This is a genomic window from Streptomyces sp. CNH287, from assembly GCF_000424825.1.
Genome location: NZ_AUKQ01000006.1, coordinates 100,281 through 125,951, shown reverse-complemented (window position 1 = coordinate 125,951; position 25,671 = coordinate 100,281). Strand labels below are relative to the sequence as shown.

Below are 25,671 nucleotides of genomic sequence, written 5' to 3'. Positions count from 1 at the left end.
GGTCATTATTGTTTCAGTACCTGAAGCATTCTGGAGGCTCCCCCCGTGACCCCACCCATGTCACCTCCCGGCCCGTCCGCCGGGCCGCTGCCCGCCACCGGCCGCGAGTGGCACCTGACCGCCCGGCCGCAGGGCTGGCCGGAGCCGTCCGACTTCGCGCTCCGCGAGGCCCCGGTCGCCGCCCCCGGCGAGGGCCAGGTCCTGGTGCGCAATCTGTACCTCTCCGTCGACCCCTACATGCGCGGCCGGATGAACGACATGAAGTCCTACGTCCCGCCCTTCCGGCTCGACCACCCGATGGACGGCGGGGCGGTCGGTGTCGTGCTCGCCTCCCGCGCCCCCGGCCTCTCCCCCGGCGACCACGTGCTGCACGGCCTCGGCTGGCGCGAGTTCGCCACGCTGGACGCCCGGCACACCGTCGCGGTCTCCTCCGAGGTGGCGCCGCTGAGCAGCTATCTGGGCGTGCTGGGCATGACCGGGCTGACGGCGTACGCGGGGCTGTTCGAAGTGGCCTCCTTCAAGCCGGGTGACGCGGTCTTCGTCTCCGGTGCCGCCGGCGCGGTCGGCAGCCAGGTGGGCCAGCTGGCCCGGCTCAAGGGCGCCTCGCGGGTGATCGGCAGCGCGGGCTCGGACGAGAAGGTCCGGCTGCTGACCGAGGAGTACGGCTTCGATGCGGCCTTCAACTACAAGCGGGGCGAGGTGACGGCACAGCTCAAGGAGGCCGCACCGGACGGCATCGACGTCTACTTCGACAATGTCGGCGGCGATCATCTGGAGGCGGCGCTCAGCTCGTTCAAGCTGCACGGGCGGGCCACCATCTGCGGCATGATCGCGCAGTACAACGCGACGGAGCCGCCCGCCGCACCGCGCAATCTCGCGCTGATCATCGGCAAGCGGCTGCGGCTGCAAGGCATGATCGTGACGGACCACTCGGATCTTCAGCCGAGGTTCGTGGAGGAGGTCTCCTCCTGGGTCCGCTCCGGCGAGCTGAAGTACCGCGAGACGGTCGTGGAGGGCATCGACCACGCGCTCGACGCCTTCCTCGGCATGCTGCGGGGCGAGAACACCGGCAAGACCCTGGTCCGTCTGGGCGGCTGAGCCGCTGGACGGAGCAGGCGGGTAACCTCACCACGGGCCATCGGGGTTGGTGGGCGCGGACCCTGGCTCACACGCACGCATCAGGAGGATTTCATGTCCATCCAGCCGATCGACGTCAAGTACACCGCGGTGGCCACCGCCGAGGGCGGCAGGGACGGCCGCGTCTCCAGCAGCGACGGCCAGCTCGACGTCGTCGTCAACCCGCCGAAGCAGATGGGCGGCAGCGGGGCGGGGACGAACCCGGAGCAGCTCTTCGCCGCGGGATACAGCGCCTGCTTCCAGAGCGCGCTGGGCGTCGTCGCCCGCAGGGAGAAGGCGGACATCACCGGTTCCACCGTGACGGCCGAGGTCGGCATCGGCGGCACCCCCGGCGGCGGCTTCGGCCTGACGGTCGCCCTCCGCGCCAGCATCCCGAACGTCGATGCGGCCACGGCCGAGCAGCTGCTGGAGAAGGCGCACCAGGTGTGCCCGTACTCCCAAGCCACTCGGGGCAACATCGAGGTCACGCTCTCCGTCGTCTGACCGCCGGAGCCGTCCCCGCACGGGGTGCGGGGACGGCTCCCGGTCACGGCGTGAGCAGCACCTTGCCGACGGCCGGGTGCGCGCCGCCCACCAGCGCGATGGCCTCGGCGAAGCCGGTCAGCGGCAGTTCGTGGGTGATCAGCGGTGCGGGATCGAGCAGCCCGGAGCCCAGCGCCCGGACGGCGTGGGACCAGGCGGAGGAGGAGGCGCCGAAGACCGCCCGGACGGTGAGCTGGCTGCCCACCAGATGCCCCGGGTCGATCCCCTCCGCCTCCGACCCGAACATGCCCGCGAGGACGACGCGACCGCCGCGCCGTGCGAGCAGGCAGGCGTCCTGCGCGGTACTGGGCGCACCGGCGGTCTCGACCACGAGGTCGAAGCGCCCGTGCGAGGCTCCGTTCTCCGCCGGGGTGCCGATCTGGGTGGCGCCCATTGTCAGTCCCTGTTCGGAGCGCTGGACTCGGGGGTCGATCACGAGTAGTTCCTCGGGCGAGTACGCCGCCAGCAGCTGTAACGCCAGCAGCCCGAGCGTGCCCGCGCCCACGACCGCGATCCGGTCCCCGGGCCGGGGCACGCCCGCGAGTACGGCGGCGGCGCTCACAGCCGCGGGCTCCAGCAGCACCGCGGCCCGCAGGTCCGCGTCGTCCGGGAGGACGTGCAGCAGCCGGGCGGGCACCAGCAGCGAGTCGGCGAAGGCGCCGGGCCGGGTGAACCCGGTCTCGTCGTATCCCCGGGTGCACAGGCTGGTGGCGCCCTCACGGCACCGCTCGCAGGTGAGGCAGGCGCGGAACCCCTCGGCGACGACCTTGCGCCCCACCAACTCTCCGGCCACCCCCTCCCCCACCGCGTCCACGGTGCCGGACCACTCGTGGCCCGGCGTGACGGGATAGCGGACGAGTCCCGCGGCTCGGGTGCCGTCGTACAGCTCCCGGTCGCTGCCGCAGATGCCCGCGGCATGGACGACGACCCGTGCCTCGCCGGGCCCCGGTTCGGCCTGCGGTCCGCTCACCAGTCGGTGTTCGCCTGGTCTGTCGATGACGATCGCTCGGGCGGATGCGCTCACTGTCTGGCCTGCCTTGTCGGGGGGGGTCGCGTGCTCCCAGCCACCGGTCCGGATGCCGAACCGGGCCTGCTGCTGGGGGAATTCTGCCGCTCCCGCCCGCCCCGGCCGACCACTCAGCGATCATGTACCGACCACAGATCACAGACCACCGGCCACCCACTGCCGACGTCCAGCCACCGACCACCGGCCGACCACCGACACCGACCACTGAGCACCGGCCACCGGCCGCGGCCTCAGACCGCGGTGACCGCTCCCAGCTCCCCGCGCAGGCGCATGGTGCGCAGGGCCAGCTCCAGTTCGAAGCGGCTGTCCGGATCGTCGATGTCCTCGCCCCACAGCTCGCGGATCTGCCGCAGCCGGTAGCGCACCGTCTGCGGGTGCACCCCGAGCCGCCCGGCCACCTCCGGCGCCCCGCCCCGCGTCTCCAGCCAGGCCAGCAAGGTCTCCGCGAGCCTGCGGCCGTGCGTCGGCCCGCAGGAGGCCAGCGGTGCCAGCCGCCGCCGGGCCAGGTCCTCGATCAGTTCTTCGGGCGGCAGCAGTACGAGGGCCTCGGTGTGCTCGGTGCAGTGCAGGAGGCCGCCGCTCGGCAGCAGCCCCCGCTCCATCAGCGCGACCGCCGACTGCGCCCAGTGCAGCGATTTGGCAGCCTGGGTCAGTGGTACCTGCGGCCCCATCGCACCCGACCAGCCCGCAGTGGCCCGGCGCAGCAGTTCGGCCCGCCCGGCGGCGTCCGGCTCGGGCACCACCATCCGGGGCTGGTCGCAGTCCATGTCGAGCAGCACCTCGTCGCCCACGGCGGGCGCCACCGCCGAGCGGGCGGGCCGTACCAGCACGGCGACGCCGACGGTGCGGGGCACCGTCCAGCCGATCCGGGCGGCCCGGTCGGCAAGCAGTTCGGTGAGGTCGCCGGGGGGCCGGTGGTGCTCGGAGAGCAGCAGGTCCAGGAGGCGCCGCTGAAGCCGCAGGCGCTCACCGGCGCGCCGGGCGGCGGCCTCCGCGTACCCGCGCACGGACTCCTCGACGAGGCCGTCCAGGAACTGGAAGCCCGCGTCGGCCAGCTCGTACATCGCGGGGGCGGGGATCTCCATCTGCGTGCCGATGGCCGCGAGGCGGCGCCAGGAGAGGCGGATGCCGAGCCGGTAGATCGCCTGGAGCGAGTCGAGGCTGCGGCCCTGGAGGACCTCGCCGCGACCGAACTCCTGGAAGACCTGGGTGGGGACGCGGGGTGCGTCCAGGCCCTGGTCCAGGTGCTCCACGAAGAGTTCGAGGGCGCGCCGGATGCCGATGAGCGCCATCGGCTCACCCGTGTCGTCGAGGGCGAGCGGCAGCTTGGGGTACTCGCGGCGGATCTCCCGCAGGATGTCGTCGGCGAGGACGGGGACCTCCGCGAGCGCGCGTTCGGCGAACTGCCGCACGCGCGGCTGGGGCATGTCCTGCCAGGCCGAGCGCACCGTGTCGGCCGTCACCGGCTCAGTCTCCGGAGCCCGGGGACGCGGTGGGCGAACCCGAGGCCGCGGGCGAGCCCGAGGGGTCCTCCGAGGGCGAGGGCGACGGCGAGCGCGGCTCGGGCGCCGAGGTGCCGAACTGCACCAGCGGCACGTTCGGCTGTTCCGGCGTGGCGTCGAGCGCCGCGACGATGCCGTAGGCCGCACCGCCCGCGAGTGCGGCGGCTGCGACACAGGTGAGGGCAGCTACAAGAAGTCTGTGCATGGCGCGGCAAACCTTTCCTCGTGAATGCGCACCTGCCCCCGCCCCAGGGGCCGAAATTACTAAGTTACCCGAGTGTCAATTAAGCATTGACGTCATGTCAAGGCGTCGCTTACGTTTCCGGCTCATACGCAGCCTTCCAGGTCTTCCCCTGAACGCGCACCGTTCCCGCGCAGCATCGCCTGAACCCCGGAGAGCCCTACTATGCGCCGTTCCGCCATTCCGTCAACCGGTCAGCCGTCCCCGGCAGCGCCCGCCCGGTCCTCGGTCAGGAGAGCCTCGCCCCTCTCGCTGGTCCTGCTGGGACTCGGTGTGTTCCTGCTGGTGCTGGCCCCGCTGCTGGCCTGGTACGTCGAGCCCCGCGCGCAACGTACGCCGATCGACATCAACTCGACCACGGTCATGACCGGCACCGGCAGCTACTTCGACCAGGAGGCGGTGGCCACCAAGCAGGACGAGAAGCTCACGATCACCCGCCGGGTGCTGGGCGACGTCGCCAAGAGCGAGGAGCAGGGGGTGGCGATCTGGAACATCTCCCAGACGATCGACAACCCTAAGACGCTCAAGCTCAAGGACCCGCGCCGGTCCTTCCAGTGGAAGAAGGAGCGCTGGGTCACCGACCGCGAGACCAACCGGCCGGTGCACTGCTGCGGCGAGTCGCCGGAGGGGTTCGCGGGCGAGGCGTACCTGAAGTTCCCCTTCGGCATGGAGGAGCGCGGTTACACCTGGTGGGACAGCACCCTGGGCGACACCGTGCCGCTGCGCTACGAGGGCCGCAAGAAGGTCGCCGGCTACTCGGGGATGCACTACTCCGGCGCGCTGAAGGAGCAGGTCAAGGTCGGTACCCGGCAGGTGCCCGCGGTGCTCGTGGACAAGTCGGCGAGCGGCCAGGTCAACGCCGAGGAGTGGTACTCCAACAAGAAGATCGACATCGTCGTCGACGAGCGCACCGGCCGGATCATCGACGTGAGCATTGCGCCGAAGCTCACCCTGCGCGCTCCTGGCGGGGAGGAGGACCGGGTCACCCTGCTCGAGAGTGACAAGATCGCGTTCACCGCCAAGACCAACCGCGAGCAGGTCGACCTGGCCCGCGAGGACAGCGACAAGCTGAAGCTCGTCGGCGAGACCGCCCCGGTGGCGGGCGCCTCCGTGGGCGGAGTGCTCGCCCTGGCCGGCGGCGCGCTCGTCGTACGCGGTCGCGGGCCGAGGCCCGTCCAGAGGCGTCCGGAGGCGGAGAACTCCTCCGAGAGCGCAATGTGATGAACCGTCGGTGCTGCTGGTACCGAAAATTGTCATCCCGGTGAGTAGCCCCCGCGCCCCGGTGAGCGAACACTGAGCCGACCACAGCGCATCCCGCCCCGGATCGCACCATCCCGCAGCATTCCGGCGAGCCGTCCGCAGCAGTTCCCGGCCCGCCGCGCATTTCCCGAATTCCCCGCACGAGTCCCTGTACGAACCGCACCCTGAGACGAGTTGGAGCGCAGATGCCCCAGCACGTACGACCGTCCCTGGTACCCCCGCGCGGCGCCGCTCCCAAGGCAGCCGTGCGCCAGCCGCGCGCCGCCGAGCCGGGGCACCCGCGACGCATCGTCTTTCTGGCCCGGCGCGATCTGGGCAACCCGGCCGCGGGCGGCTCCGAGCTGCTCATCGACCGGATAGCCGAGGGCCTGACCGCCCACGGCCACCAGGTCACGCTGCTGTGCGGCGGCCCGGCCGCGTACCGCGACTACCGCGTGGTGTCCGCGGGCGGCGACGCCGACCACTTCCTGCGCGCCCGGCGCGCCTTCGCCCGCCAGGTGGGCGACTGCGACCTGCTGGTCGAGGTCTCCAACGGGATGCCCTACCTCGCGCCCCTGTGGCACCGCGGTCCGACGCTGTGCCTGGTCAACCATGTGCACACCGACCTGTGGGGCATGCGCTACCCGGCCCCGGCCGCCCGGCTCGGCCGTCGGCTGGAGCACTGGGCGCTGGCGGGCAACCACCGGCGCAATCTCAAGATCGCGGTCTCCGGGTCCACAGCCGCCGCGCTGACCGCGCTCGGCGTGCCGCAGGAGGAGATCCGCATCGTGCACAACGGTGTGGACGACCCCGGACCGCTGCTGCCCAAGGCCCCGGAACCGCTGTTCCTGGCCATGGGCAGGCTGGTCGAGTACAAGCGGGTCGATCTGCTGCTGCGGCTGTGGGAGCGGGTACGCCCGGTCACCGGCGGCAGACTCGTCATCGTCGGAGACGGCCCGGAGCGGGCCCGGCTGGAGGCGATGGCCGGCCCGTCGGTCACCTTCACCGGCCATGTGAGCGAGGCCGAGAAGCACCGGCTGCTGTGCCAGGCGTGGCTGCTGCTGCACCCCTCGATGGTGGAGGGCTGGGGCCTGGTGGTCACCGAGGCCGCCGCCCGCGGCACCCCCGCCGTCGGCTTCGACATCCCCGGCCTGCGCGACTCCGTCGAGGACGGACGTACGGGACTGCTCGCCCGCGGCGACAGCTCGTTCGCCGCCCACTGGTGTGCGGTGGCCCTCTCCGCACAGCGGCGGGCGGCGCTGGGCCGGGCCGCTGAACTGCGGGCGCGCCGCTTCCGCTGGGCCGACACCGTACGCAGCTTCCGCGCGGTGGCGGCCGAGGCGTACGCGCGGGCGGGCGGGGGCGCCGCGGCCGGTGCTCCCGTACGGGCCGTGCCGTCCCCGGCCGCCGCGCCCGCGCCCGCGCTCTTCGGCCCCGCGCCCCGGCGCGGCTCCCGCACTTCCGGTCAGCAGGGGTGAGTACAGCCGTGCGCGACCCCTCGTTCAGACGATCCGCCGCCCTCTTCCGCGCCTTCCTGCGGGAGCAGAGCGAACCGGAGGAGTGCTACGGCCTGCTCGCCCGTGACGCCGCCCAGCAGATCGAGCGCTACCAGCCGCTGGCGGGCACGACCGTGGTCGATGTCGGCGGCGGCAGCGGGCACTTCACCGAGGAGTTCCGCCGCCGCGGCGCCGACAGCTTCCTCTTCGAACCGGACCCGGCCGAACTGCTCGCGGGCGGCCGTACCCCGCAGGGCGCCGTCCGCGCCGACGGTTATCTGCTGCCGCTGGCCGACGGAGTCGCCGACGTCTGCTTCTCCTCCAACGTCCTGGAGCACGTGGCGGACCCGCGCACCTTCGTCTCGGAGATGGTCCGGGTGACTCGTCCGGGCGGGCTGATCTACCTCTCCTTCACCAACTGGTACTCGCCCTGGGGCGGTCACGAGACCGCCCCCTGGCACTATCTCGGCGCCGACCGCGCCCGTGCCCGCTACCGGCGGCGCACCGGCCGCGACGCCAAGCACACCCTCGGCGAGAACCTCTTCGCCGTGCACATCGGTCCCACCCTGCGCCAGGTGCGCGCCCGCGACGACGTGCAGGTCCTCGCGGCGCGGTCCCGCTACTGGCCCTTCCTGCCAGGTGTCATCACCCGCGTGCCGCTGCTCCGCGAGATCGCCACCTGGAACCTCCTCCTCATCCTCCGGCGGTGCCCACGATGACCACCAGCGCAATCAGTCCGCCCGCCCCCGCGGACCCGGGACGGCCGCAGCACGCCCGTGCGCCCGGCACGCCCCCGCCCGAGGACCGGCCGCGCGACCGGCGCTGGCTGCTCGGCTTCTGGCTGACCGCGTTCGTCGCGTTCCTGGTCACCTCGCCCGGGAAGATGACCTTCGACACGAAGCTGGGGGTCTTCACCGACCCCTGGCGGTTCCTCGGCGACCTGGGCGGGCTGTGGCACGACCAGGCGGGCTTCGGCGGCATCACCGACCAGTACGTCGGCTACGCCTTCCCGATGCTCCCCTACTACGCGCTGACCGACCTGCTCCAGATACCCACCTGGCTGGCCGAGCGGCTGTGGCTGTCGCTCATCGTGAGCACCGCCTTCTGGGGCGCGCTGCGGCTGGCCGAACGCTTCGGCATCGGCACCCACCGCTCCCGGCTGGTCGGCGCCGCCGCGTACGCGCTGTGGCCGACGTTCACCATCGTCGTCGGCTCCACCTCCGCCGCCGCGCTGCCCGGCGCCATGCTGCCGTGGGTCATCCTGCCGCTCACCTCGCTCACCGCCTCCCCCCGGGTGGCCGCCGCGCGGTCCGCGCTGCTGATCCCCTTCATGGGCGGGGTGAACGCGGCCTCGACGCTGGCGTCGCTGCTGCCGGTGGGGCTGTACATCCTCACCCGCACCGGCCGCCGGCGGCGCACGCTGGCCGCCTGGTGGACGCCGGGCGTGCTGCTGGCCACGCTGTGGTGGGTCGTCCCGCTGCTGCTGCTGGGCGCGTACGGCGAGGACTTCATGCCGTACGTCGAGCAGGCGGAGACCACCACGGGCACCATGTCCGCGACGGAGATGCTGCGCGGCGCGGGCAACTGGACGGCCTACCTCAGCTACGGCGAGCCGTGGCTGCCCGCGGGCTGGGCCATGGCCACCGGTGTGTTCGCCATCCTCGCGAGCGCCTGCGCCGCCGCGATCGGGCTGGCCGGACTGGCCCGCCGCGACCTGCCCGAGCGCCGCTGGATGGTGCTGACCGCCGTGACCGTCGTCGGGATCACCCTCGCGGGCTACGCGGGCGGGCTCGGCGGCCCGTTCGCCGACACCGTGCAGGGCTGGCTGGACGGCACGCTGCGCCCCTTCCGCAACATCTACAAGTTCCAGCCCGGCCTCGCCCTCGCGCTCACCCTGGGGCTGGCGCACCTGGTGGGCCGCCTCTCCTCGGCCCGCGAGGACGACGGGCGGACCCCCGCCTGGCAGCGCACGGGCCGCAGGTGGCTGCCTGCGGTGGCCGCGCTGCTGGTGCTGCCCGGACTCCTCTCCCCGTTCCTCAAGGGCGACATCCTCCAGTCGGGCGCGTACGACAAGCTGCCCCGGCACTGGGAGCAGACCGCGGACTGGCTGGAGGAGAACTCCGCGAAGTCCCGCGCCTACGTCACCCCCGCGACCGCGCACGGCATCTACGACTGGGGCTCCCCCATCGACCAGCCGCTGGACGTACTCGCCGACTCGCCGTGGGCGCAGCGCGACTACGTGCCCTTCGGCACGCCTGGCAACCGGCGCGCGCTCGACGCGGTGGAGGAGGCGCTCGTCTCCGGCGGCGAGGTGCCGGGGCTGTCCGCATTCCTGGCCCGCGCCGGGCTGTTCCACGTGGTCGTGCGCAACGACCTGGACCCCGACGAGGTCGGCTACGTGCCGCCGCAGGTGGTCAAGAGCACCCTGGAGTCTTCGGGGTACAAGAAGGTGAAGGGGTTCGGTCCGAAGATGACCGGGGGCACCATCCCCTCCGGCACCCCGATCGAGATCAGCGGCCTCTACCCGCAGTCGCAGGCCGTCGAGATCTACGCGCCCGCCGGCGCCACGGCGCCCGACCGCCCCGGTGAGGTGGCGGCGATGCCCGTCTCGGACACGGCCGTGCTCAGCGGCGGCCCCGAGTCGCTGCTGCCGCTGGCCGCCGACCCGCGCATCGCCGGGCGGCCGACCGTACTGGCCGGGGACGAGCACCCGGGACTGTCCGACCCCACGCTCCAGGTGCAGGCGGACGGGCTGCGGCGGGCCGACACCCGCTTCGGGCTGATCAACCACAACACCTCCGCGACGTACGGGCCCGAGGAGCGCAACCACCCCGACAGCGCCCAGGACGCGGGCGAGAAGCCCAAGCAGATCCTGCCGAGCGAGGGCGTCGAGCACCAGACGACCGCCAAGCTGCGCGGCGCGAAGTCGGTGACGGCCTCCAGCAGCGGCAACTGGCTCTTCCACCTGCCCCAGTTCGAGCCGGTCAACGCCTTCGACGGCAACCCGGACACGGCCTGGGCCGAGGGCACCGCCGGCAACGCCGACGGCCAGTGGGTCCGCATCGAGTTCGACGAGCCGACCGACCTCCCCAAGAAGCTCCAGGTCACCCCGCTGCCCGGCGACCAGGTGCGGGCGATGCCCACCAGCGTCCGCGTCGAGACGAACGAGGGCACGGCCGACAGCACGCTCCAGCGGGGCGGCGGTCAGCAGGAGATCAAGGCGCCCGAGGGCGCGGCGAAGTGGCTGAAGGTCACCATCACCGGCACCGAGGGCGCCCAGCCGGGCCTGGCCGGGGCGGGCTTCTCGGAGATCTCCGTGCCCGACGTGCAGGTCACCAAGCTGCTGCGGCTCCCGCAGGACGCCAAGAACGGCGACGCGGGCAGTGAGCTGGTCTCGCTGCACCGCGCCAGCGACCCGGGCGGCCTGCTGGGCGCCCCGGCGGAGTCCGGGCTGCACCGCCAGTTCCAGACCGAGCGGGCGGACGACTACGAGCTGGGCGCGCGCGCCCTGTCCGTACCCGGCGAGGAGCTGGACCAGCTGCTCGACCAGGTCGCCCCCGGCTCCCGCGACCGGCTCACCGCCACCGCGGACTCGACCAGCAGGCTGAGCCCCTCCACCAGCCCGCGCAGCCTCGTGGACACGGACCTGACCACCGCCTGGATCGCGGGCAGCGACCCGACCGTGCGGCTCCAGTGGCCGGAGAAGCGCAAGATCACCGAGCTGGTGCTGGCGGGAGCGAGCGGGATCACCGCACGCCCCACCGAGGTGCGGCTCAGCTCGCCGGACGGGGCGGTGACCACGTCCGTCGACGAGAACGGCTGGGCCCGCTTCGAGGAGATGGACACGGACTCGCTGGAGATCACGGTCACCAAGACCGAGAAGAAGACCGTGCACAACCCGTTCGTCGACAAGGACCTCCAGCTCCCGGTCGGCCTCAGCGAGATCCACATCCCCGCGCTGGACGACCTGCGGGCGCCCGCGGCCGACCCGGACGAGGAGTTCACCCTCGCCTGCGGCCGGGGCCCGGCCGTCGCCATCGACGGCACGCTGCACACCACCAAGGTGTCCGGCAAGGTCAGCGACCTGACCGACCGCAAGCCGCTCGACGTCGAGCTGTGCGCGGGCGACGAGAAGGACGGCACGGTCGCGCTCAGGAGCGGAACGCACACCGTGGAGACCGCGGGCACCGGTCCGCTGGCGATCACCGACCTCACCCTGGCGCGCGGCGCGGTGCCCACCGGCGCCACCGCGGACGCCCCGCGCGAAGTGGAGGCGACCGACTGGTCCGGCGACAGCCGCACGGTGCGCGTGGGCAGCGGCGAGGCCGCGTACCTCCAGACGCACCAGAACGTCAACGACGGCTGGTCGGCCACGCTCGACGGCCGGAAGCTGAAGTCGGTGCGCCTGGACGGCTGGCAGCAGGGCTTCCTGGTCCCGGAGGGCCAGGGCGGCGTGGTCAAGCTCGAGTACCAGCCCGCCACCTGGTACGTCGGCGGACTCGTCGCGGGCGGCATCGGACTGGCGGCCCTGCTCGGGCTCGCCTTCGTCCGCCGTCGCGGCGGCACCCCGCTGGGCGCGGACGAGACGCAGGGCACCCGCACGGTGCCCGCCCCCGGCTGGGTGCTGGGCACGCTCGCCCTCACCCTGGTGATCGCGCTCGTCGCGGGACCGTACGCGCTGATCGTCCCGGCCCTCGCGCTGGTCGCCCGGTTCCGCCCGGCGCTGCTGGTGCCCACGGCGCTGGTCGCGATGGCCGGCGCGGGTGTCGCGGCGGCCATCGGCGCCGGCACGGGCGGCGGCTCCGGCATCGGCGAGGGCGAGGGCGCCTTCGGGCACGTCGCCCAGGCGCTCGCGCTGCTCGCCGTCTCGGCGGCGCTGGTCACCCTGCCCGGACGGGGCGAGGACCTCGACGCGGACGAGGACCCGGCGGCCAACGGGGACACGGAGGTGCTGCGCGTACCGGCAGGGGGCGGATACGGGCCACGGCCCGCCGCCTTCGGCGATCCGGCGCAGGCCGCCGGGCCGCCCGTCGCGGCCGGACCGGTGCCGGCCGGTACGCCCACCCCGCCGCTGGGTACGCCCTACACACCGCCGCCGCTGCCGCAGCGGCAGGCCGGGGAGAACCCGCAGCCGGGGGACTCGGCGCAGGGCGGCGCAGCACCGGGTGACCCGCAGCACGGCAACCCGCAACACGGGGAGGAACCCGGTCGATGACAGCGGCACAGCAGGGATTCGACGGTACGGCCGCCCCCCAGGGGCGGCCGGCCTCCCCCGGCACTCCCGAATCCCTGGCGGACCCCTCCCGGCGGGCAGACCCGCCGGGAGGGGCGGGCGGGACGGCGGCAGTCGGGGCGACCGCGCCGCGCGCCGCGACGACCGGGCGTACGCCCTTCCCCACCGTGGACGAGATCACCCGGCACTGCCTGGACGAGGCCGAGCCCGACACCGTCCACATCGAGATCCACCTGCCCCACCGGCCCGATCCCGACCGGCTGCGGCGCGCCGTGGCCGGCGCGCTGCGGCGGCACGCGCGCATCCTCGTACGGCAGGCGCCCTCCCGCTGGTGGCACCGGCGCTACGTGTGGGAGCTGACCGACGGCCCGGACGGCGACCCCGTGTCCTACCCCGGCGGCACCCTGGAGGACGCCCGCCGCCGCGCGCTCTCCGACTGCCCCCCGCTGACCGCCTCGCCCCCCATCCGGATCGAGGCGCTCGCCCGCGAGGGCGGCTGGGTGCTGCTCACCACCATCAACCACACCGCGCTCGACGGCCCCGCCTGCCTGCGGGTGCTGGCGACCGCGGCCGAACTCTACGGCGGTACGGACAACTCGCCCGCCCCGCCGCCCCTGCGGAGCGGAGGCGGCACGCCCGATCCGGTGCCGCCGCCCGCGACCTCCGCGTGGGCGCGCCCCGCCCGCATCGCCCCGGACACCGGGGTGCGCCGCGCGCCGCGCGGAACCGGCGGCAACGGGATGCTGGTCACCGACCTGCCCGTCCCCGCCCGGCCGCCGCGCGCACCGGACGGGACCACCGCCTACACCGTCAACGACCAACTGCTGGTCGCCACCTGGATCATGGCCGCCCGCTGGAACCGGCAGCACGCGCGGCCCCGGCGCCCGGTGCGGATCACGATGCCGGTGGACGACCGGCCGCGTACCGTCGACATGCCGATCGGCAACGGCACCCGGCTGGTCGAGGTCACCTTCGGCGACGAGGAGCGGGAGCTGCACGAGCGGCTGACCGCCACCGACGTGCCGGACCGGGAGGCCGTCGAGACGCTGCTGCGCGCCACCGCCGCCCGCACCCGCGCGCTCAAGCGGGCGGATCGGCCGCAACTCGGCTTCAGCGGCGACCTGTTGACCACCCCGCTGCTGCCCGTGGGGCTGCGCGCCGCCTACACCCGGGCGCTGCGTACGGGGGCCGGGCCCTGGGCGTCCACGACCCTGCTCTCCAACATCGGCCGGGTGCCGTACGCGCTGGACTTCGGCGACGCGGGCCGGGCCAGCGCCGTCTGGTTCTCCGCGCCCGCGCGCTCGCCGCGCGGGCTGTCGGTGACCACGGTCTCCACCGGCGGGCGGCTCCAGCTGGCGCTGCGCTGGGCACACGCCCGGTTCGACGACACGGCGGGCCGGGAGCTGGGCGAACTCTTCGCCCGCGCGCTGGAGTCGACCTCGTACACACCGGGACCGGGAGGTGACGGCGGATGACACCGCCGACGGAAGCAGCGGGCGCGGCGGGTGGCGCGGGCGCGGCAGGGGCAGGGGCGGCAGGGGCAGGGGCAGGGGCGGCACGGGCAGGCGCAGGCGCGGCGGCCACGGACGCGGCAGGCGGCGCGCGCACCGCCACGGCGCGGCGCCCGTCCCAGCTGCGCGACCTCTACGAGGACCCGGCCACCCCGGTCGCCTCCGGCGCCGACCGCAGCCGCCGCCAGGCAGCGATCCTGGCGCGTGCCCTGGGCCCCGTACCGCAGACCGTGCTGGACGTCGGCTGCGGCGACGGCTCGGCGGCTGCCACGGCCGCGCGCGTCCTGAACCGGCACCGCATCGTCGGCGTCGACTGGTCGCAGGACGCGCTGCGCCGGGCCAGCAGTCACCTGACGGCAGTACGCGGCGAACTCACCGACCCGGGGCTGCCGTTCGCGGACGGCGTCGCCGACGCGGTCCTCTTCAGCGAGGTCATCGAGCACCTGGTCGACCCGGACGCCGCGCTGGACGAGCTGCGCCGCGTGCTGCGCCCCGGCGGCCACCTGCTGCTGTCCACCCCCAACCTGGCCGCCTGGTACAACCGCGGCCTGATCCTCGCCGGGGTGCAGCCGGTCTTCTCCGAGGTGAGCCTGCGCGGCATCCACGGCCGTCCCGGCTCCCAGGTCGTGGGCCATCTGCGGCTCTACACCGCGCGCGCCCTGCGTTCGCTGCTGCCCGCCTCCGGCTTCGAGGTCGTACGGATGACGGGCGCGCCGTACCACGACGTGCCGCGCCCGCTGCGCCCGCTGGACCGGCTGGCCTGCCGGGCTCCGTCGCTGGCCTCGATCCTGCTCGTCCACGCGCGGCGCCTGTGATGGCCCGCGCCACGGCACCGCGAACAGGCCGGGGTGACTGATGATCTGGGGGGTCGCCTCCGCGCTGCTGGCCAACCTCCTCTTCAGCGCGGGCTTCGTCATCGAGAAGCGGGCGCTCTCCGCCCTGCCGCCGCTGTCCGCCGGAGCACCGGGCAAGCTGGTGGTGCACCTGCTGCGCAGCCCGCTGTGGATACTGGGGGCCGCCTCCCTGCTGCTGGGGTTCGCCGCGCAGCTCGCGGTCTACCGGACGCTGCCGCTGATCGCCGCCCAGGGGCTCTTCGTCACCGGCCTGGTGATGCTGCTGCTGCTCTCGGCGCGCTTCCTCGGCGAGCGGACCTCCGGGCGGGAGCGCCAGAGCATGGTGGCGATCGTGGTGGCCCTCGTGATGATCGTCTTCTCGCTGCGCGGCAGCCCGGAGGAGATCAGCAGGCTGGCGCCCGCTCCGGTGATGCTGCTGATCTGCGTACCGTCGCTGGCGCTGGGCCTGGGCATCTTCTTCTCGGCGGAGCGGCGCGCACGGCGACGGCACCGGCTGCCGACGGCGGGCGTGCCGTACGGCGTCGCGGTCGGCTTCCTCTACGGTGTCAGCTCGCTGGCCATCAAGGGAGTGGCCGGGCTGCTCGACCCCGGCGACCTGGGCGGCATGGCCGCCGACGTGCTGACCTCGCCGTATCCCTACCTGCTGATGGTCACCGGCTCGACGGGGCTGGTGCTCTCGCAGACGGCGCTCCAGCGCTGCCGCGCCTCGCTGATCGTGCCGGTCTGCACGACGGTGACCTTCCTCTACACCGTCGTGAGCGGCACGGTCGCCTTCTCCGAACCGCTGCCGGACGAACCGCTGCGGCTGGCCCTGCGCGTGGGCGGGGCGGCGCTGGCCGTGTCGGTGCTGCTGGCGCTGCCGCGGCACGAGGAGCCGGCCGACGGCGCGGAGGCGCCGGCGGACGGGGTGACCGCCGAGGACGCGGCGGTTCGGGAGGACGGAGCGGAACGGAGAGACGGAGCCCCGGTGGCCCCGGCTCTGCCCGCCGCGGGAAGGCCGATCTCCGCCGCAGGCCCCAACGGCACCCACGACCCGCCGCCGCCCGCCGCGCCCCGACCACGGCCACAGCCGGAACCGGAACCGGAACCGGAACCGGACCCTCTCCCGCACACCGGGCCCGAGCCCGGCCCGGCTCGCCGGGACGCGGACGGCGACGCCGCCGAGCCCCCCTCGCCCGCCCCGCCTCCCGAAGCCCGCAGCCCTGTTCCACCCGCGCAGCCCGCCCCGGCCGCCGAGCCCGCCACCCTCACGAGACCGGGCGCGCGTGCCGCCCCGGACCGTACGAAAGGCCGTCCCCATGTCGCTCGATGACCCGCTCCTGAAGATCCTCGCGTGCCCGCTCGACAAGGGCCCGCTCACCCTCCTCCAGCCCGAGGACGTCCTCTACAACCCCCGGCTGCGCCGCCGCTACCCCGTCGTCGACGGCATCCCGCAGCTCCTCCCCTCCTCCGGCGAGCAGGTCACCGAGGAGGAGCACGAGCAGCTGCTGCCACGCGTCGCCGTCCCCGAGGAGCCCCCGTCGTGACCCTGGCCGCGCGTCTCGCCCCCCATCTGCCGCCCCGTGTGCTCGCCTCGGCGACCGACCTCCTCTACCCGCGCTTCGAGCCCGAGCTGCGGCGGCTCGCCGACTTCTGCCCGCGCGGCGGGACCGCCGTGGACGTCGGCGGCTGGTACGGGCCGTGGACCCGCAGGATGGCGGCGCGGGCGGACCGGGTGGTGACCGTCGAGCCGGTGCCGCACCTCGCCCGTAGGCTGCGCGCCACCACGCCCTCCCACGTCGAGGTCCTCCAGGCCGCCGCCACCGACCACAGCGGCACGGCCAGGCTGTGGCTGCCCGCGAACGGCCGCGGCGACCGCGGCGTGTCCTCCCTGGTGCGCCGCGAGGTGCACGGCACCACGCTGGACGTGCCGTGCCTCGCCTTGGACGAACTGGCGCTCACCGAGGTCTCGCTGCTCAAGGTGGACGTCGACGGCAGCGAACTGGCCATGCTGCGCGGCGCGGAGGAGACGATCCGGCGCGAGCGGCCCGCCCTCTTCATCGAACTCGAGGTGCGCATCCAGCCGTTGGAGCCGGTGCTCGACTTCCTGGCGGCGCACGGGTACACCGGCTGGGTACTCCCGGGGCGCGACTGGGTCCCGCTCGCGGGCTTCGACCTCGCGGGCCACCAGCAGCGTACGGGGCACGTGGCGGACGACGGCCTGCTGCGCCGCTCGCTGGCACCGCACCGCCGCTACGTCAACTCCGCGCTGTTCCTCGCCGACGGGCGCGCCCCGGGCGCCGCCTGATCCGGCCCGCCGCCGCGTACGGCGGGTCAGTCCAGGGCCGTCGCCTGGTGGAAGTACAGCCGCCACCGCGCGTCCGCCGGGCCGAACCGCCACAGCGAACTGCGCCACGCGCGACGGCCGTTGTCGTCCGAGACGTACGTCAGGTGCACGAGACCGGGCGCCAGCAGCACGCCCGCCATGCCGGTGACCGCGATCGGTGCCGGAGCGGGACCGTCGGACGGGTCCGCGTCGACGGCGGCCTGCACCGCACGCTCGCCCCGTGCGTCTTCCACGTGTTCAGCATAGACCGCGCCCGCCCAGGCACCGGCCCCCACGCCCAGCCCCGCAGCGGGCGTCAGCCCGGCGGAACCTCGGAGATCGGGCTGAGGTGGATGCAGGCGAGCTGCCACCGGCCGCTGTCGCACACCAGGAGCTGCGTGACGCGGAAGTGGCCGTCCATGTCGCGGCCCTCGTAGATGCTCTGCTGGCTCTGCACCCCGTTGGCCACCGCCGCGTTCGCGTAGCGGCGCAGCTCGACGCGCTCCCAGTCGAACGAGTCGTGGATCAGGCTGCCCGACTCGTAGCGCTCCAGCCACTGCTGACGGTCGATCATGAAGCCGCGCGGCCCGATGCCGTGGAAGTCGTCGGCGAGCAGCGCGTTCAGGACACCGGTGTCTCCGCGAAGCTCCGCCTCGGCCCAGCGCCGACCGAACTCCGCGAGTTCCTCGTCCATGTGATGGCCTCCTTGGCCTGCCCGGTTCAGGTGTGACCCCAGGCTCCGCCGTGGGTACGCGCGTATACATCACTCGACGGAAGGTGATGCCCGTACTCCCGGCGTCACCCCTCCCCCGCACCGGGTACGCCACCGGGAGTACTCCCCTCCACCCTTAATTGGATTCTCATATGCAGATTAGCTACGCTCCTCGCGTGCGACTCACCAAGAGCACCGACATCGCCCTCCGCATCGCCATGCGGCTCGCCGTACTCGACAAGGCGCCGACGACCCGCGAGGTGGCGGCGGCCGTCGAGGTGCCGTACACGCACGCCGCGAAGGTGGTCAGCAGGCTTCAGCACCTCGGCGTCCTCGAGGCGCGGCGCGGCCGGGGCGGCGGGCTCGCCCTGACCGTGGCGGGGCGGACCGGATCGGTCGGGAGCCTGGTCCGGGAGCTGGAAGGGGTGTCGGACGTGGTCGAGTGCGACGGCGCGCACCCCTGCCCCCTGCGAGCCGCGTGCCTGCTGCGGGCGGCGCTGCGGAAGGCGCAGGAGGCGTTCTACGCCACCCTCGACCCGCTCACCATCGACGATCTCACGGCGTCCCCGACCGGGCCCGTGCTGCTCTCCCTCGCCCCGCGCCCCAGCGGCTGAACCAGGGCCTCCGCCGCCCTCTTCGCACTGAGCCTGCCGAGGCCGGCCGCCGGTCACGCCTGCCACAAAATACGAATCTCACATGCATATTCAATACCTAGCAGAGACCCGCCACCCGAGGAGTTGCCGATGCCGCTGTCACCGCATTCCACCGAGACCGTCCGCACCACCCTCCCGCTCGTCGGCGCGGCCGTCGGCGAGATCGCGTCGCGCTTCTACGAGCGGATGTTCGCCGCCCGCCCCGAACTGCTGCGGGACCTGTTCAACCGGGGCAACCAGGCAGGCGGCAGCCAGCAGCGCGCCCTGGCGGCCTCCGTCGCCCCCCCGCGCTGCCCGGCCAGTACGTGTCCGTACGGGTCGAACTGGCCGACGGCGCCCGGCAGATCAGGCAGTACAGCCTCTCCGGCCTCCCGGTCGACGCCCTCCGCTTCACCGTGCGGCGGGTGCGCGGCGAGCACCCCGGCGAGGTCTCCCAGCACCTGCACGCACACCTGCGTGAGGGCGCCGCCGTCGAGCTGAGTGCGCCGCGCGGGGACGTCACCCTCGACCGGGGAGACGGGCCGCTGCTGCTCGCCTCGGCGGGCATCGGCTGCACCCCGCTGACCGGCATGCTCTCCCGCCTCGCCGCCGAGGCATCACCGCGCCGCGTGCTCGTCGCCCACGCCGACCGCAGCCCCGCGACGCACGCGCTCCGGGCGGACCTGGCACAGTTCGCCGCCAAGCTGCCGCACGCCACCTTCGCCCTCTGGTACGAACATCCGGCACCGGACGGCGAACTGCCCGCGTCCGCCCGGAGCGGGCTGATGGACCTGAGCGCGCTGGACATCCCGGACGGCACCACGGCGTACGTATGCGGCCCGACCGGCTTCATGACGGCGGTACGGGCACAACTGCTGGCAGCGGGGATACCGGCGGCACGCATCCGCCACGAGTCGTTCGGCCCCGGCCTGGATCTCTGAGCCGGGCCGCGGAGCGCGGGCGCGGACCAGGTTGAGCCTAAGGGCCGTCCCGTAATCCCCGGCGGGCGCACGACGCCAGCTACGGTCCCCTGCCGCGTTGTCGGATCGTCCGAATACGGCCCGGTATGAGGACGACCCTCCGCCTTGCAGGGCACCGCATCTGACGCCGTGCGCTGATCCACCGCGGATTACGGGACAGCCCTCAGGCGGACTTGCGCGACGCCCGCTTCTGCGCGGCAGTCTTCTTGGCGGCGGTCTTCTTGGCGGTGCCCGCCGCGGCGGTGCTCTTCTTGGCGGTGCCGGTCTTCGCGGTGCCGGCCTTCGCGCCGCTCGTCTTGGCCGTGCCGGTCTTCGCGGTGCTCTTCTTGGCGGCGGCCTTCTTCCCCGCCGCCTTCTCCCCGGTGCCGCCGCGCCCGCCGCCCGCCTTCGCGGTCCCCGTCCGCCGGGCGGTCGACGCGGCACGCCCGGCCGTGCCCTTCCGGCGCAGCTGGTGCACCGTCCCGCCGGACTCCTCCGCGTCCTTCGGCGCCGGCTCCCCCTCCGCCCCGGCCGTCCCGCCGCCCCGCGACTCCTTCGCCGCCTGGACCGAACTCTCCAGCACCGACATCAGGTCCAGCACCTTCCCCTTCCGCGACGCCGCGGGAGCCCGCTCCTCCTCCCCCTCGGGCGCACCGCCCCGCTCCTTCGCGGCGACCAGCTCCTCCATCGCCTCGCGGTACTCGTCGTGCAGGTCGGCCATGTCCAGCTCACCCAGCGTGTCCATCAGCGTGTCCGCCAGGTCCAGCTCCGCGTCCCGCACGGACACGTCGCCGCTGGGCGCCATGCCGTTTGCCGATCGGATCTCGTCCGGCCAGAGCATCATGTGCAGCGTGAGGGTGTCCTCGTACACGCGCAGCATCGCGAGGCTCTCCCGGCCGCGCAGCGCCAGCTTGGCGATCGCGACCTTCCCCGAGCGCGTCAGCGCCTCCCTGAGCAGCACGTACGGCTTGCTCGCGCTCTGCCCGTCACCGGTGAGGAAGTAAGTGCGGTCCAGGCGGATGGGGTCGATCTCCTCGGCGGGCACGAAGGCCAGGATCTCCACGGTCTTCGCCGTCGGGAGGGGCAGCGAGGCCAGGTCCTCGTCCGTGAGCTGCACGGTCGTCCCGTCGGCGGTCTCGTAGGCCTTGCCGATCTCCTCAGCGGGTACCTCGTGCTCGCCCAGCTCGCACACCTTGCGGTAGCGGATACGGCCGCCGTCGGTGGTGTGCACCTGACGGAAGGAGACGCTGTGGCTCTCGGTGGCGGAGACGACCTTGATCGGGATGGAGACCAGACCGAAGGAAATGGACCCTTTCCAGATGGAACGCATCTTTTGTCCCTTCTATGGGACTCTCAGGGTATGCCCATAGCGGAGATCGAGGGCCACCGAGTGGCGCTGAGCAATCTCGACAAGGTCCTGTATCCGGAGGCCGGATTCACCAAGGGCGAGGCGGTGCACTACTACGCCTCCGTGGCCGACGCCGTCCTCCCCCACCTGGCCGACCGCCCCGTCTCCTTCCTGCGCTTCCCGGACGGGGTGGACGCAGAGCGCTTCTTCGCCAAACACGTGCCTCCGGGCACCCCCGACTGGGTGACCACCTGCGAAGTCAGCCGCAGCGGCGGCAAGACGGGGCATCAGGTGCTGATCCAGGACCTGGCCAGCCTGGTGTGGGCGGCCAACCTGGCCGCACTGGAACTGCACACCCCCCAATGGCGGACCGGCTCCGAACGCCACGCCGACCGCCTCGTGCTCGACCTCGACCCCGGCGAGGGCGCGACCGTCCTCGACTGCCGCCGCGTCGCCCGCTGGCTGCGCGACCGGCTCGCCGACGACGGACTCACCGCCCTGCCCAAGACCTCCGGTTCCAAGGGCCTGCACCTGCTGGCACCGCTCGTCCCCACCGAGTGCTCCGAAGTCTCCGCCTACGCCAGGACGCTCGCGAAGGAGGCCGAGAGCGCGCTGCCCGACCTGGCCCTGCACCGGATGGCCAGGGCGCTGCGCACCGGGAAAGTCTTCGTGGACCACTCCCAGAACTCCTGGGCCAAGACCACCGCCACCCCCTACACCCTGCGCGCCAAGGCCCGCCCCACCGTGTCCGCACCCGTCACCTGGGACGAGCTGGAGGCGGCCAGGAAGCCGGACGATCTGATCTTCCTCGCGTCCGACATGCCCGACCGGCTCCAGCGTCACGGCGATCTTCTGGACCCCCTGCTCAACACCTCGGAGGCCCGGCCACTGCCGTCGTGACAGCCGTCACGACGCTCAGGTGTTGCTGGTGCCCCAGTCGTCGTCCACGGGCGTACGACGGTCCCGCAGAGCGTGCACCTTCTCGCTGACCGACTCGGGCAGCCGGTGCCCGACCCGGTCGTTGACCGAGTCGAACGCCTTCGTCGCCATGTCCCGCCCGCTGTGCGCGGCGGTCTCGGCGGCGTTGCGGACGGCCGGGTTCTGGGCGAACTGCTCCGCACCCTTGCGCATCTGTTCGTATCGCTCCCTGCCGGAGCGCGTGCCGAGCACGTATCCGATGGCCAGTCCGACGACGAACGTCAGGCGGTACCGCATGGTGCAACCCTTTCCTTGTCCTGTCAGGGGGCCCGCGCGCGCGTCGCAAACCGATTTCGGCGGAGCCCCGGGCATGCGCTAATGTATTGCTCGCAGCGAGGGAGCGCCCCCGGAGACGGGTGGGCAGATCTCGGCAGAGCAGTCCCCTGTAGCTCAATCGGCAGAGCAGCCGGCTGTTAACCGGCAGGTTACTGGTTCGAATCCAGTCGGGGGAGCAGACCAGAAGGGCCCCGCGAGGGGCCCTTTCTCGTTGCCGGGAACCGCACGGGGCAGGAACGATGTCCTGTTCAGCGGTGGTCTCCACCCGGCACGGGCGGGAGATCGTATGAGCAGCTATGCTGCGGCAGACGGCGCGCACACCTGTGCGCGGCACGCCGTTTCGGGGCGGTAGCTCAGCCGGTTAGAGCAGCGGACTCATAATCCGTCGGCCGTGGGTTCGAGTCCCACCCGCCCCACTCAGTAGCCCCAGGCAGGATCGTTCTGACCTGGGGAAACGTGGATTTGGTGGCGCTTTTCCGTGCGGTACCAGCCGCGCACCGTGCGGTACTGATCCGTTGCCGCGACGTGTCAGCGCACCGTTGCAGGGAGGCTTCTCGCTCCGTCCACAATCCGCCACGTCGCACTTGCCCGGGTGCGTGCGGCGGCACATCTGGTGCATGCCGCACTCGCGGTCCATGCCTCTCCGCAGGGCACAGTGGTTCTGGATGCTCTCGCGCATCCACTCATCGCCGGGGCCCCGAGCGTTCTGGCCTTCGTCCGGGACGACCTCTGCAGATTGCGGAGCACACGCGACCTCGACATCACAGGCGACATTACTGTCATTCAGATCCCCGGCACCGCACCTCGGTACTGCGCCCCCGTACGCGGTTCCGGGCTGGTCCCGGCCGCTGCTGGCGGCCGCCCGCGCCCATCACCGGCCGGAGTTCCGCCCAGGCGGAAGCGCGTGCTCACCCCGGCGCCGCGTTCCGGGACACGGCATCTGTGCACGCGCGTCGAGAGCCTTCCCTGCCTCGGAGTGGCTGTGCTTGCCAGAGCCCTCACTCCTTGAGCAGGGAGCGCTCTTCGAGGGTGCGCCGAGCCATGCCAAATCCTTCTGGCGTCAGGGGAGGGACGTCGTGGCACCCCCTTGTGAGCCTCTACGTCAACTCCCTGATATTACAACGAGTATTTTACTGAATCTCATACAGGTTGTACTGTACCTAGATGGTCCAATCACGGAAGCTCGACGGCACCGAGCTGCCCCCAGGGGCGCCCCCTCCTCCCATCGGGAGGGTCAAGGCCGGGCTGACCCTCGGGTCCGTCCTCCTCGGTTATCTGATCGTCCCGATGGCCATGTCCGGCACCAGCGTCGCGCTGCCCCGCATCGCCGCCGACCTCGGCGGCAGCGGTGGTGCCCTGCAGTGGGTGGTCACGGGCTACTTCCTCGCGGCCTCGTGCCTGATGCTCGTCGCGGGATCACTCGGTGACCTCTTCGGCCGGCGCCGGATCTTCCGGGCCGGGGCCGCGCTCTACGCGCTCAGCACCTTCGGCGCCGCTCTGGCCCCGCACGTGTTCGTCCTCGACGCGGCCCGCACCCTGTCAGGGGTGGGGGCCGCGGGGGTGATGGCGGGCGGGGGCGCCATCCTGGCGAGCACCTTCCAGGGCGCCGCCCGGATCAGGGCCTTCGCCATGGTCGGAACCACCGTGGGGGTCGGCCTCGCCTTCGGACCGACCTTCGCGGGCTGGCTGGTCAGCACCGTCGGCTGGCGTGAGATGTTCGCCGCGTTTGCTGCCGCGGGCGTGCTGCTCGTGGCGGGCACGCTGTTCATGTCCGAGTCCGCGGCCGAGCAGCGCTCCCGGTTCGACCTGGCCGGCAGCCTGACCTTCATGCTCGGCGTCATCAGCCTGATGTACGGCACCAACCTGGTGGCCTCGTCCGGCTGGGCCAGCCCGAAGGTGCTGGGCTGCGTCGGCGCCGGTCTGCTGCTGTTCGTGCTGTTCGTCGTCGTCGAGCGGCGCGTCCATACGCCGGTCCTCGACCTGGACCTGCTCCGTGGCGGTCCGTTCACGGGCTGGCTGCTGGCCGCGCTCACCACGGCCGTCGGCACGGTCGGCGTCCTGGTCTACCTGCCGACGTACCTGCAGGGTGCGGGCGGCTACTCCGCCGGAGACGCCGGCACCATGATGCTGGCGATGACCCTGCCGGTCCTGTTGGTGCCACCCCTGGCTGGAAAGCTGGTCAACCAGGGCGCGCCGCCCCGGCTGCTGATCATCCTGGCGATCGGGCTGATCGCCGGCGGCAACGCCTGGCTCACCGTTCTCGCCCCCGGTTCGGGCGTCGCCAACCTGGTCGGGCCGCTGGTGCTGATCGGCGTCGGCAACGGTCTGGCCGCCGCCCTCATCGACGCGCAGGCGATGGAGCACGTCGCCCCCGACCGGGTCGGCATGGCGTCGGGGCTGTTGAACACCATGCGCGGCGGCGCCAACGCCCTGGTTCTCGCGATCTTCGGTGCCCTCCTGATCACCCTGATGGAGTCGTCCGTGGGCGGACGCGAGGTGGCCGGCCGGATCGCCGCGGGCGACCTGGACGAGGGCCGCACCGAGTTCCTGACCGCGAAGTACACCGAAGCCTGGCATGACGTGCTGTGGGCAGTCGCCGCCCTGTGCGCGGTGTCGGCCCTGGTGGTCCACCGTCTGATCGGCCCCCGACCCGCGCCCCGCGAGGACCCGGCGCCCGCCCCGCAGCCGGCCGGCACCGCCGCGAACGAGAAGGAGTGACAGCTGTGCTCACGAAACTGCCGACGACATCCATGGGCGGCACCGGCCTCGTGGTTCCCCTCCAGGGCCTGGGCTGCATGCGGATGACCGAATCGGCCGCCGCGGCCGGCCGGGCCGAGGCGAGCACCATCGTCAGCCACGCGCTGGACCTCGGTGCCACCATGATCGACACCTCCGACATGTACGGCCGCGGCCGCAACGAGGAGATGGTCGGCCAGGCTCTGGGCAGTCGACGCGGCGAAGCGGTGCTGTGCACCCGGTTCGGCGTGGTCTTCACCCCCGACGGAGGGTGGCGGATGCGGGGCGACGCCGCTTTCGTCCGCTCCTCCTGCGAGGCCAGTCTGCGCCGTCTCGGCACCGACGTCATCGACCTCTACTACCTGGCCCGGCCGCACGTGGACGTTCCCCTGGAGGAAACCGTCGGTGCGATGGCCGAGCTGGTCGCCCAGGGCAAGGTGCGCCACCTGGGGCTCTCGGAGGTCAGCGGCGACGAGCTGCGCCGTGCCCACGCCGTGGCTCCCATCTCCGCGGTGCAGTCCGAATGGTCGCTGGGCGCCCGGCGCATCGAGTCGATGGTGTCTGTCTGCGCCGAACTCGGCGTCGGAGTGGTGCCGTTCTCGCCCAACGGCCGCGGGCTGTTCAGCGGCCGGCCGGACACGACGGCGCAGTTCGCCCACACCTTTCCCGGCCGTGAGGACCTCCCCGCCGCCCTGCGGGAGATCGCTGCGGAACACGGCGTCAGGCCCGTCCAGATCGCCCTGGCCTGGGTGCACCACCGCGCGCAGGTGTGGGGCACCCCGGTCGTCCCGATCCCCGGCACCCGCCGGGTGCCGCATCTGGAGGAGAACGTGGCCGCCGCCTCGATCCTGCTCGGCGCCGACGAGCTGAACCGGCTCGACGCGGCGTCACTGCCCCCCGCCTGATCTGCGACAGCTCCACCGCGAGATCCCCTCGACCCGTACCCGTACCCGTACCCGTACC

The 25,671-nt window shown here is 73.0% G+C and carries 22 protein-coding genes, 2 tRNA genes and 1 pseudogene; 18 read left to right on the top strand and 7 right to left on the bottom strand.

Annotated features, from left to right (window positions below):
- Positions 1–57 precede the first annotated feature (57 nt).
- Together H299_RS0109920 and H299_RS0109915 are read left to right on the top strand one after the other, a co-directional pair.
- Positions 58–1,098, top strand: coding sequence for an MDR family NADP-dependent oxidoreductase (locus H299_RS0109920; protein ID WP_027748286.1), 1,041 nt, complete (start codon positions 58–60; stop codon positions 1,096–1,098).
- A 93-nt stretch (positions 1,099–1,191) separates the two neighbouring features.
- Complete coding sequence (locus H299_RS0109915) at positions 1,192–1,620, top strand: organic hydroperoxide resistance protein (RefSeq protein WP_027748285.1); 429 nt, start codon at positions 1,192–1,194, stop codon at positions 1,618–1,620.
- Between the two features lie 43 nt (positions 1,621–1,663).
- On the opposite strand, the gene H299_RS0109910 is transcribed toward H299_RS0109915, so the two are convergent.
- The 3 genes from H299_RS0109910 to H299_RS38220 all read right to left on the bottom strand — a co-directional run bounded on the left by H299_RS0109910 (position 1,664) and on the right by H299_RS38220 (position 4,393).
- The gene (locus H299_RS0109910) at positions 1,664–2,683 is read right to left on the bottom strand and encodes an alcohol dehydrogenase catalytic domain-containing protein (protein ID WP_027748284.1); all 1,020 of its coding nucleotides are present in this window, start codon (positions 2,681–2,683) and stop codon (positions 1,664–1,666) included.
- A 233-nt stretch (positions 2,684–2,916) separates the two neighbouring features.
- On the bottom strand, positions 2,917–4,113 hold the full coding sequence (locus tag H299_RS0109905; protein WP_051262344.1) for a PucR family transcriptional regulator: 1,197 nt from the start codon (positions 4,111–4,113) through the stop codon (positions 2,917–2,919).
- A gap of 40 nt (positions 4,114–4,153) precedes the next feature.
- A complete protein-coding gene (locus H299_RS38220; protein WP_078512607.1) occupies positions 4,154–4,393 on the bottom strand; it encodes a hypothetical protein in 240 nt (79 codons plus the stop codon).
- Between the two features lie 201 nt (positions 4,394–4,594).
- On the opposite strand from H299_RS38220, the gene pgfA reads away from it, so the two are divergent.
- The 9 genes from pgfA to H299_RS0109855 all read left to right on the top strand — a co-directional run bounded on the left by pgfA (position 4,595) and on the right by H299_RS0109855 (position 17,049).
- On the top strand, positions 4,595–5,650 hold the full coding sequence (gene pgfA, locus H299_RS0109895; RefSeq protein WP_078512606.1) for a cell envelope lipid trafficking protein PgfA: 1,056 nt from the start codon (positions 4,595–4,597) through the stop codon (positions 5,648–5,650).
- Between the two features lie 224 nt (positions 5,651–5,874).
- Complete coding sequence (locus H299_RS33200) at positions 5,875–7,146, top strand: glycosyltransferase family 4 protein (RefSeq protein WP_051262292.1); 1,272 nt, start codon at positions 5,875–5,877, stop codon at positions 7,144–7,146.
- An 8-nt stretch (positions 7,147–7,154) separates the two neighbouring features.
- On the top strand, positions 7,155–7,883 hold the full coding sequence (locus tag H299_RS0109885) for a class I SAM-dependent methyltransferase (protein ID WP_027748281.1): 729 nt from the start codon (positions 7,155–7,157) through the stop codon (positions 7,881–7,883).
- Entirely contained in the window at positions 7,880–12,379 is a 4,500-nt protein-coding gene (locus H299_RS33195) for an alpha-(1->3)-arabinofuranosyltransferase domain-containing protein (RefSeq protein WP_051262291.1), read from the top strand. Before H299_RS0109885 ends, H299_RS33195 begins: the two co-directional genes overlap by 4 nt.
- Complete coding sequence (locus H299_RS33190; RefSeq protein WP_486587220.1) at positions 12,376–13,872, top strand: condensation protein; 1,497 nt, start codon at positions 12,376–12,378, stop codon at positions 13,870–13,872. Before H299_RS33195 ends, H299_RS33190 begins: the two co-directional genes overlap by 4 nt.
- Complete coding sequence (locus H299_RS0109870; RefSeq protein ID WP_078512605.1) at positions 13,869–14,723, top strand: class I SAM-dependent methyltransferase; 855 nt, start codon at positions 13,869–13,871, stop codon at positions 14,721–14,723. The genes H299_RS33190 and H299_RS0109870 overlap by 4 nt, the downstream gene beginning before the upstream one ends.
- A 40-nt stretch (positions 14,724–14,763) precedes the next feature.
- Positions 14,764–16,074 (top strand): DMT family transporter, encoded by a 1,311-nt coding sequence (locus H299_RS33185; protein ID WP_078512604.1) that lies wholly within the window; start codon positions 14,764–14,766, stop codon positions 16,072–16,074.
- Positions 16,061–16,288, top strand: a complete 228-nt coding sequence (locus H299_RS0109860; RefSeq protein WP_027748279.1) for a Trm112 family protein — start codon at positions 16,061–16,063, stop codon at positions 16,286–16,288. The genes H299_RS33185 and H299_RS0109860 overlap by 14 nt, the downstream gene beginning before the upstream one ends.
- On the top strand, positions 16,285–17,049 hold the full coding sequence (locus H299_RS0109855) for an FkbM family methyltransferase (protein WP_027748278.1): 765 nt from the start codon (positions 16,285–16,287) through the stop codon (positions 17,047–17,049). The genes H299_RS0109860 and H299_RS0109855 overlap by 4 nt, the downstream gene beginning before the upstream one ends.
- A 26-nt stretch (positions 17,050–17,075) precedes the next feature.
- On the opposite strand, the gene H299_RS39910 is transcribed toward H299_RS0109855, so the two are convergent.
- Both H299_RS39910 and H299_RS0109845 read right to left on the bottom strand, forming a co-directional pair.
- Complete coding sequence (locus H299_RS39910; RefSeq protein WP_037758447.1) at positions 17,076–17,321, bottom strand: hypothetical protein; 246 nt, start codon at positions 17,319–17,321, stop codon at positions 17,076–17,078.
- Between the two features lie 62 nt (positions 17,322–17,383).
- Complete coding sequence (locus tag H299_RS0109845; protein ID WP_027748277.1) at positions 17,384–17,761, bottom strand: nuclear transport factor 2 family protein; 378 nt, start codon at positions 17,759–17,761, stop codon at positions 17,384–17,386.
- Between the two features lie 194 nt (positions 17,762–17,955).
- Between H299_RS0109845 and H299_RS33175 the strand changes: the two genes are divergently transcribed.
- Both H299_RS33175 and H299_RS33170 read left to right on the top strand, forming a co-directional pair.
- Positions 17,956–18,393 carry an Rrf2 family transcriptional regulator gene (locus tag H299_RS33175; protein WP_037758445.1) on the top strand — a complete coding sequence of 146 codons (438 nt, stop codon included), beginning with the start codon at positions 17,956–17,958 and terminating at the stop codon, positions 18,391–18,393.
- Between the two features lie 129 nt (positions 18,394–18,522).
- Positions 18,523–19,352, top strand: a pseudogene (locus H299_RS33170) (hypothetical protein).
- Between the two features lie 202 nt (positions 19,353–19,554).
- Here H299_RS33170 and ku read toward each other — a convergent pair.
- Positions 19,555–20,700, bottom strand: coding sequence for a non-homologous end joining protein Ku (gene ku / locus H299_RS0109830; RefSeq protein ID WP_027748276.1), 1,146 nt, complete (start codon positions 20,698–20,700; stop codon positions 19,555–19,557).
- Between the two features lie 30 nt (positions 20,701–20,730).
- Between ku and ligD the strand changes: the two genes are divergently transcribed.
- Positions 20,731–21,618: a non-homologous end-joining DNA ligase gene (gene ligD / locus H299_RS0109825; RefSeq protein ID WP_027748275.1), complete on the top strand. Its 888-nt coding sequence runs from the start codon at positions 20,731–20,733 to the stop codon at positions 21,616–21,618.
- A 15-nt stretch (positions 21,619–21,633) separates the two neighbouring features.
- On the opposite strand, the gene H299_RS0109820 is transcribed toward ligD, so the two are convergent.
- Positions 21,634–21,933 carry a YtxH domain-containing protein gene (locus tag H299_RS0109820; protein WP_027748274.1) on the bottom strand — a complete coding sequence of 100 codons (300 nt, stop codon included), beginning with the start codon at positions 21,931–21,933 and terminating at the stop codon, positions 21,634–21,636.
- Positions 21,934–22,075: 142 nt separating this feature from the next.
- Here H299_RS0109820 and H299_RS0109815 point away from each other — a divergent pair.
- From H299_RS0109815 to H299_RS0109800, 4 genes are all read left to right on the top strand, one after another.
- A tRNA-Asn gene (locus H299_RS0109815) sits at positions 22,076–22,148 on the top strand.
- Between the two features lie 166 nt (positions 22,149–22,314).
- Positions 22,315–22,388, top strand: a tRNA-Ile gene (locus H299_RS0109810).
- A 748-nt stretch (positions 22,389–23,136) separates the two neighbouring features.
- Positions 23,137–24,690, top strand: a complete 1,554-nt coding sequence (locus tag H299_RS0109805; protein ID WP_027748273.1) for an MFS transporter — start codon at positions 23,137–23,139, stop codon at positions 24,688–24,690.
- A gap of 5 nt (positions 24,691–24,695) precedes the next feature.
- The gene (locus H299_RS0109800) at positions 24,696–25,613 is read left to right on the top strand and encodes an aldo/keto reductase (RefSeq protein ID WP_027748272.1); all 918 of its coding nucleotides are present in this window, start codon (positions 24,696–24,698) and stop codon (positions 25,611–25,613) included.
- The last annotated feature ends 58 nt before the right edge of the window (positions 25,614–25,671 follow it).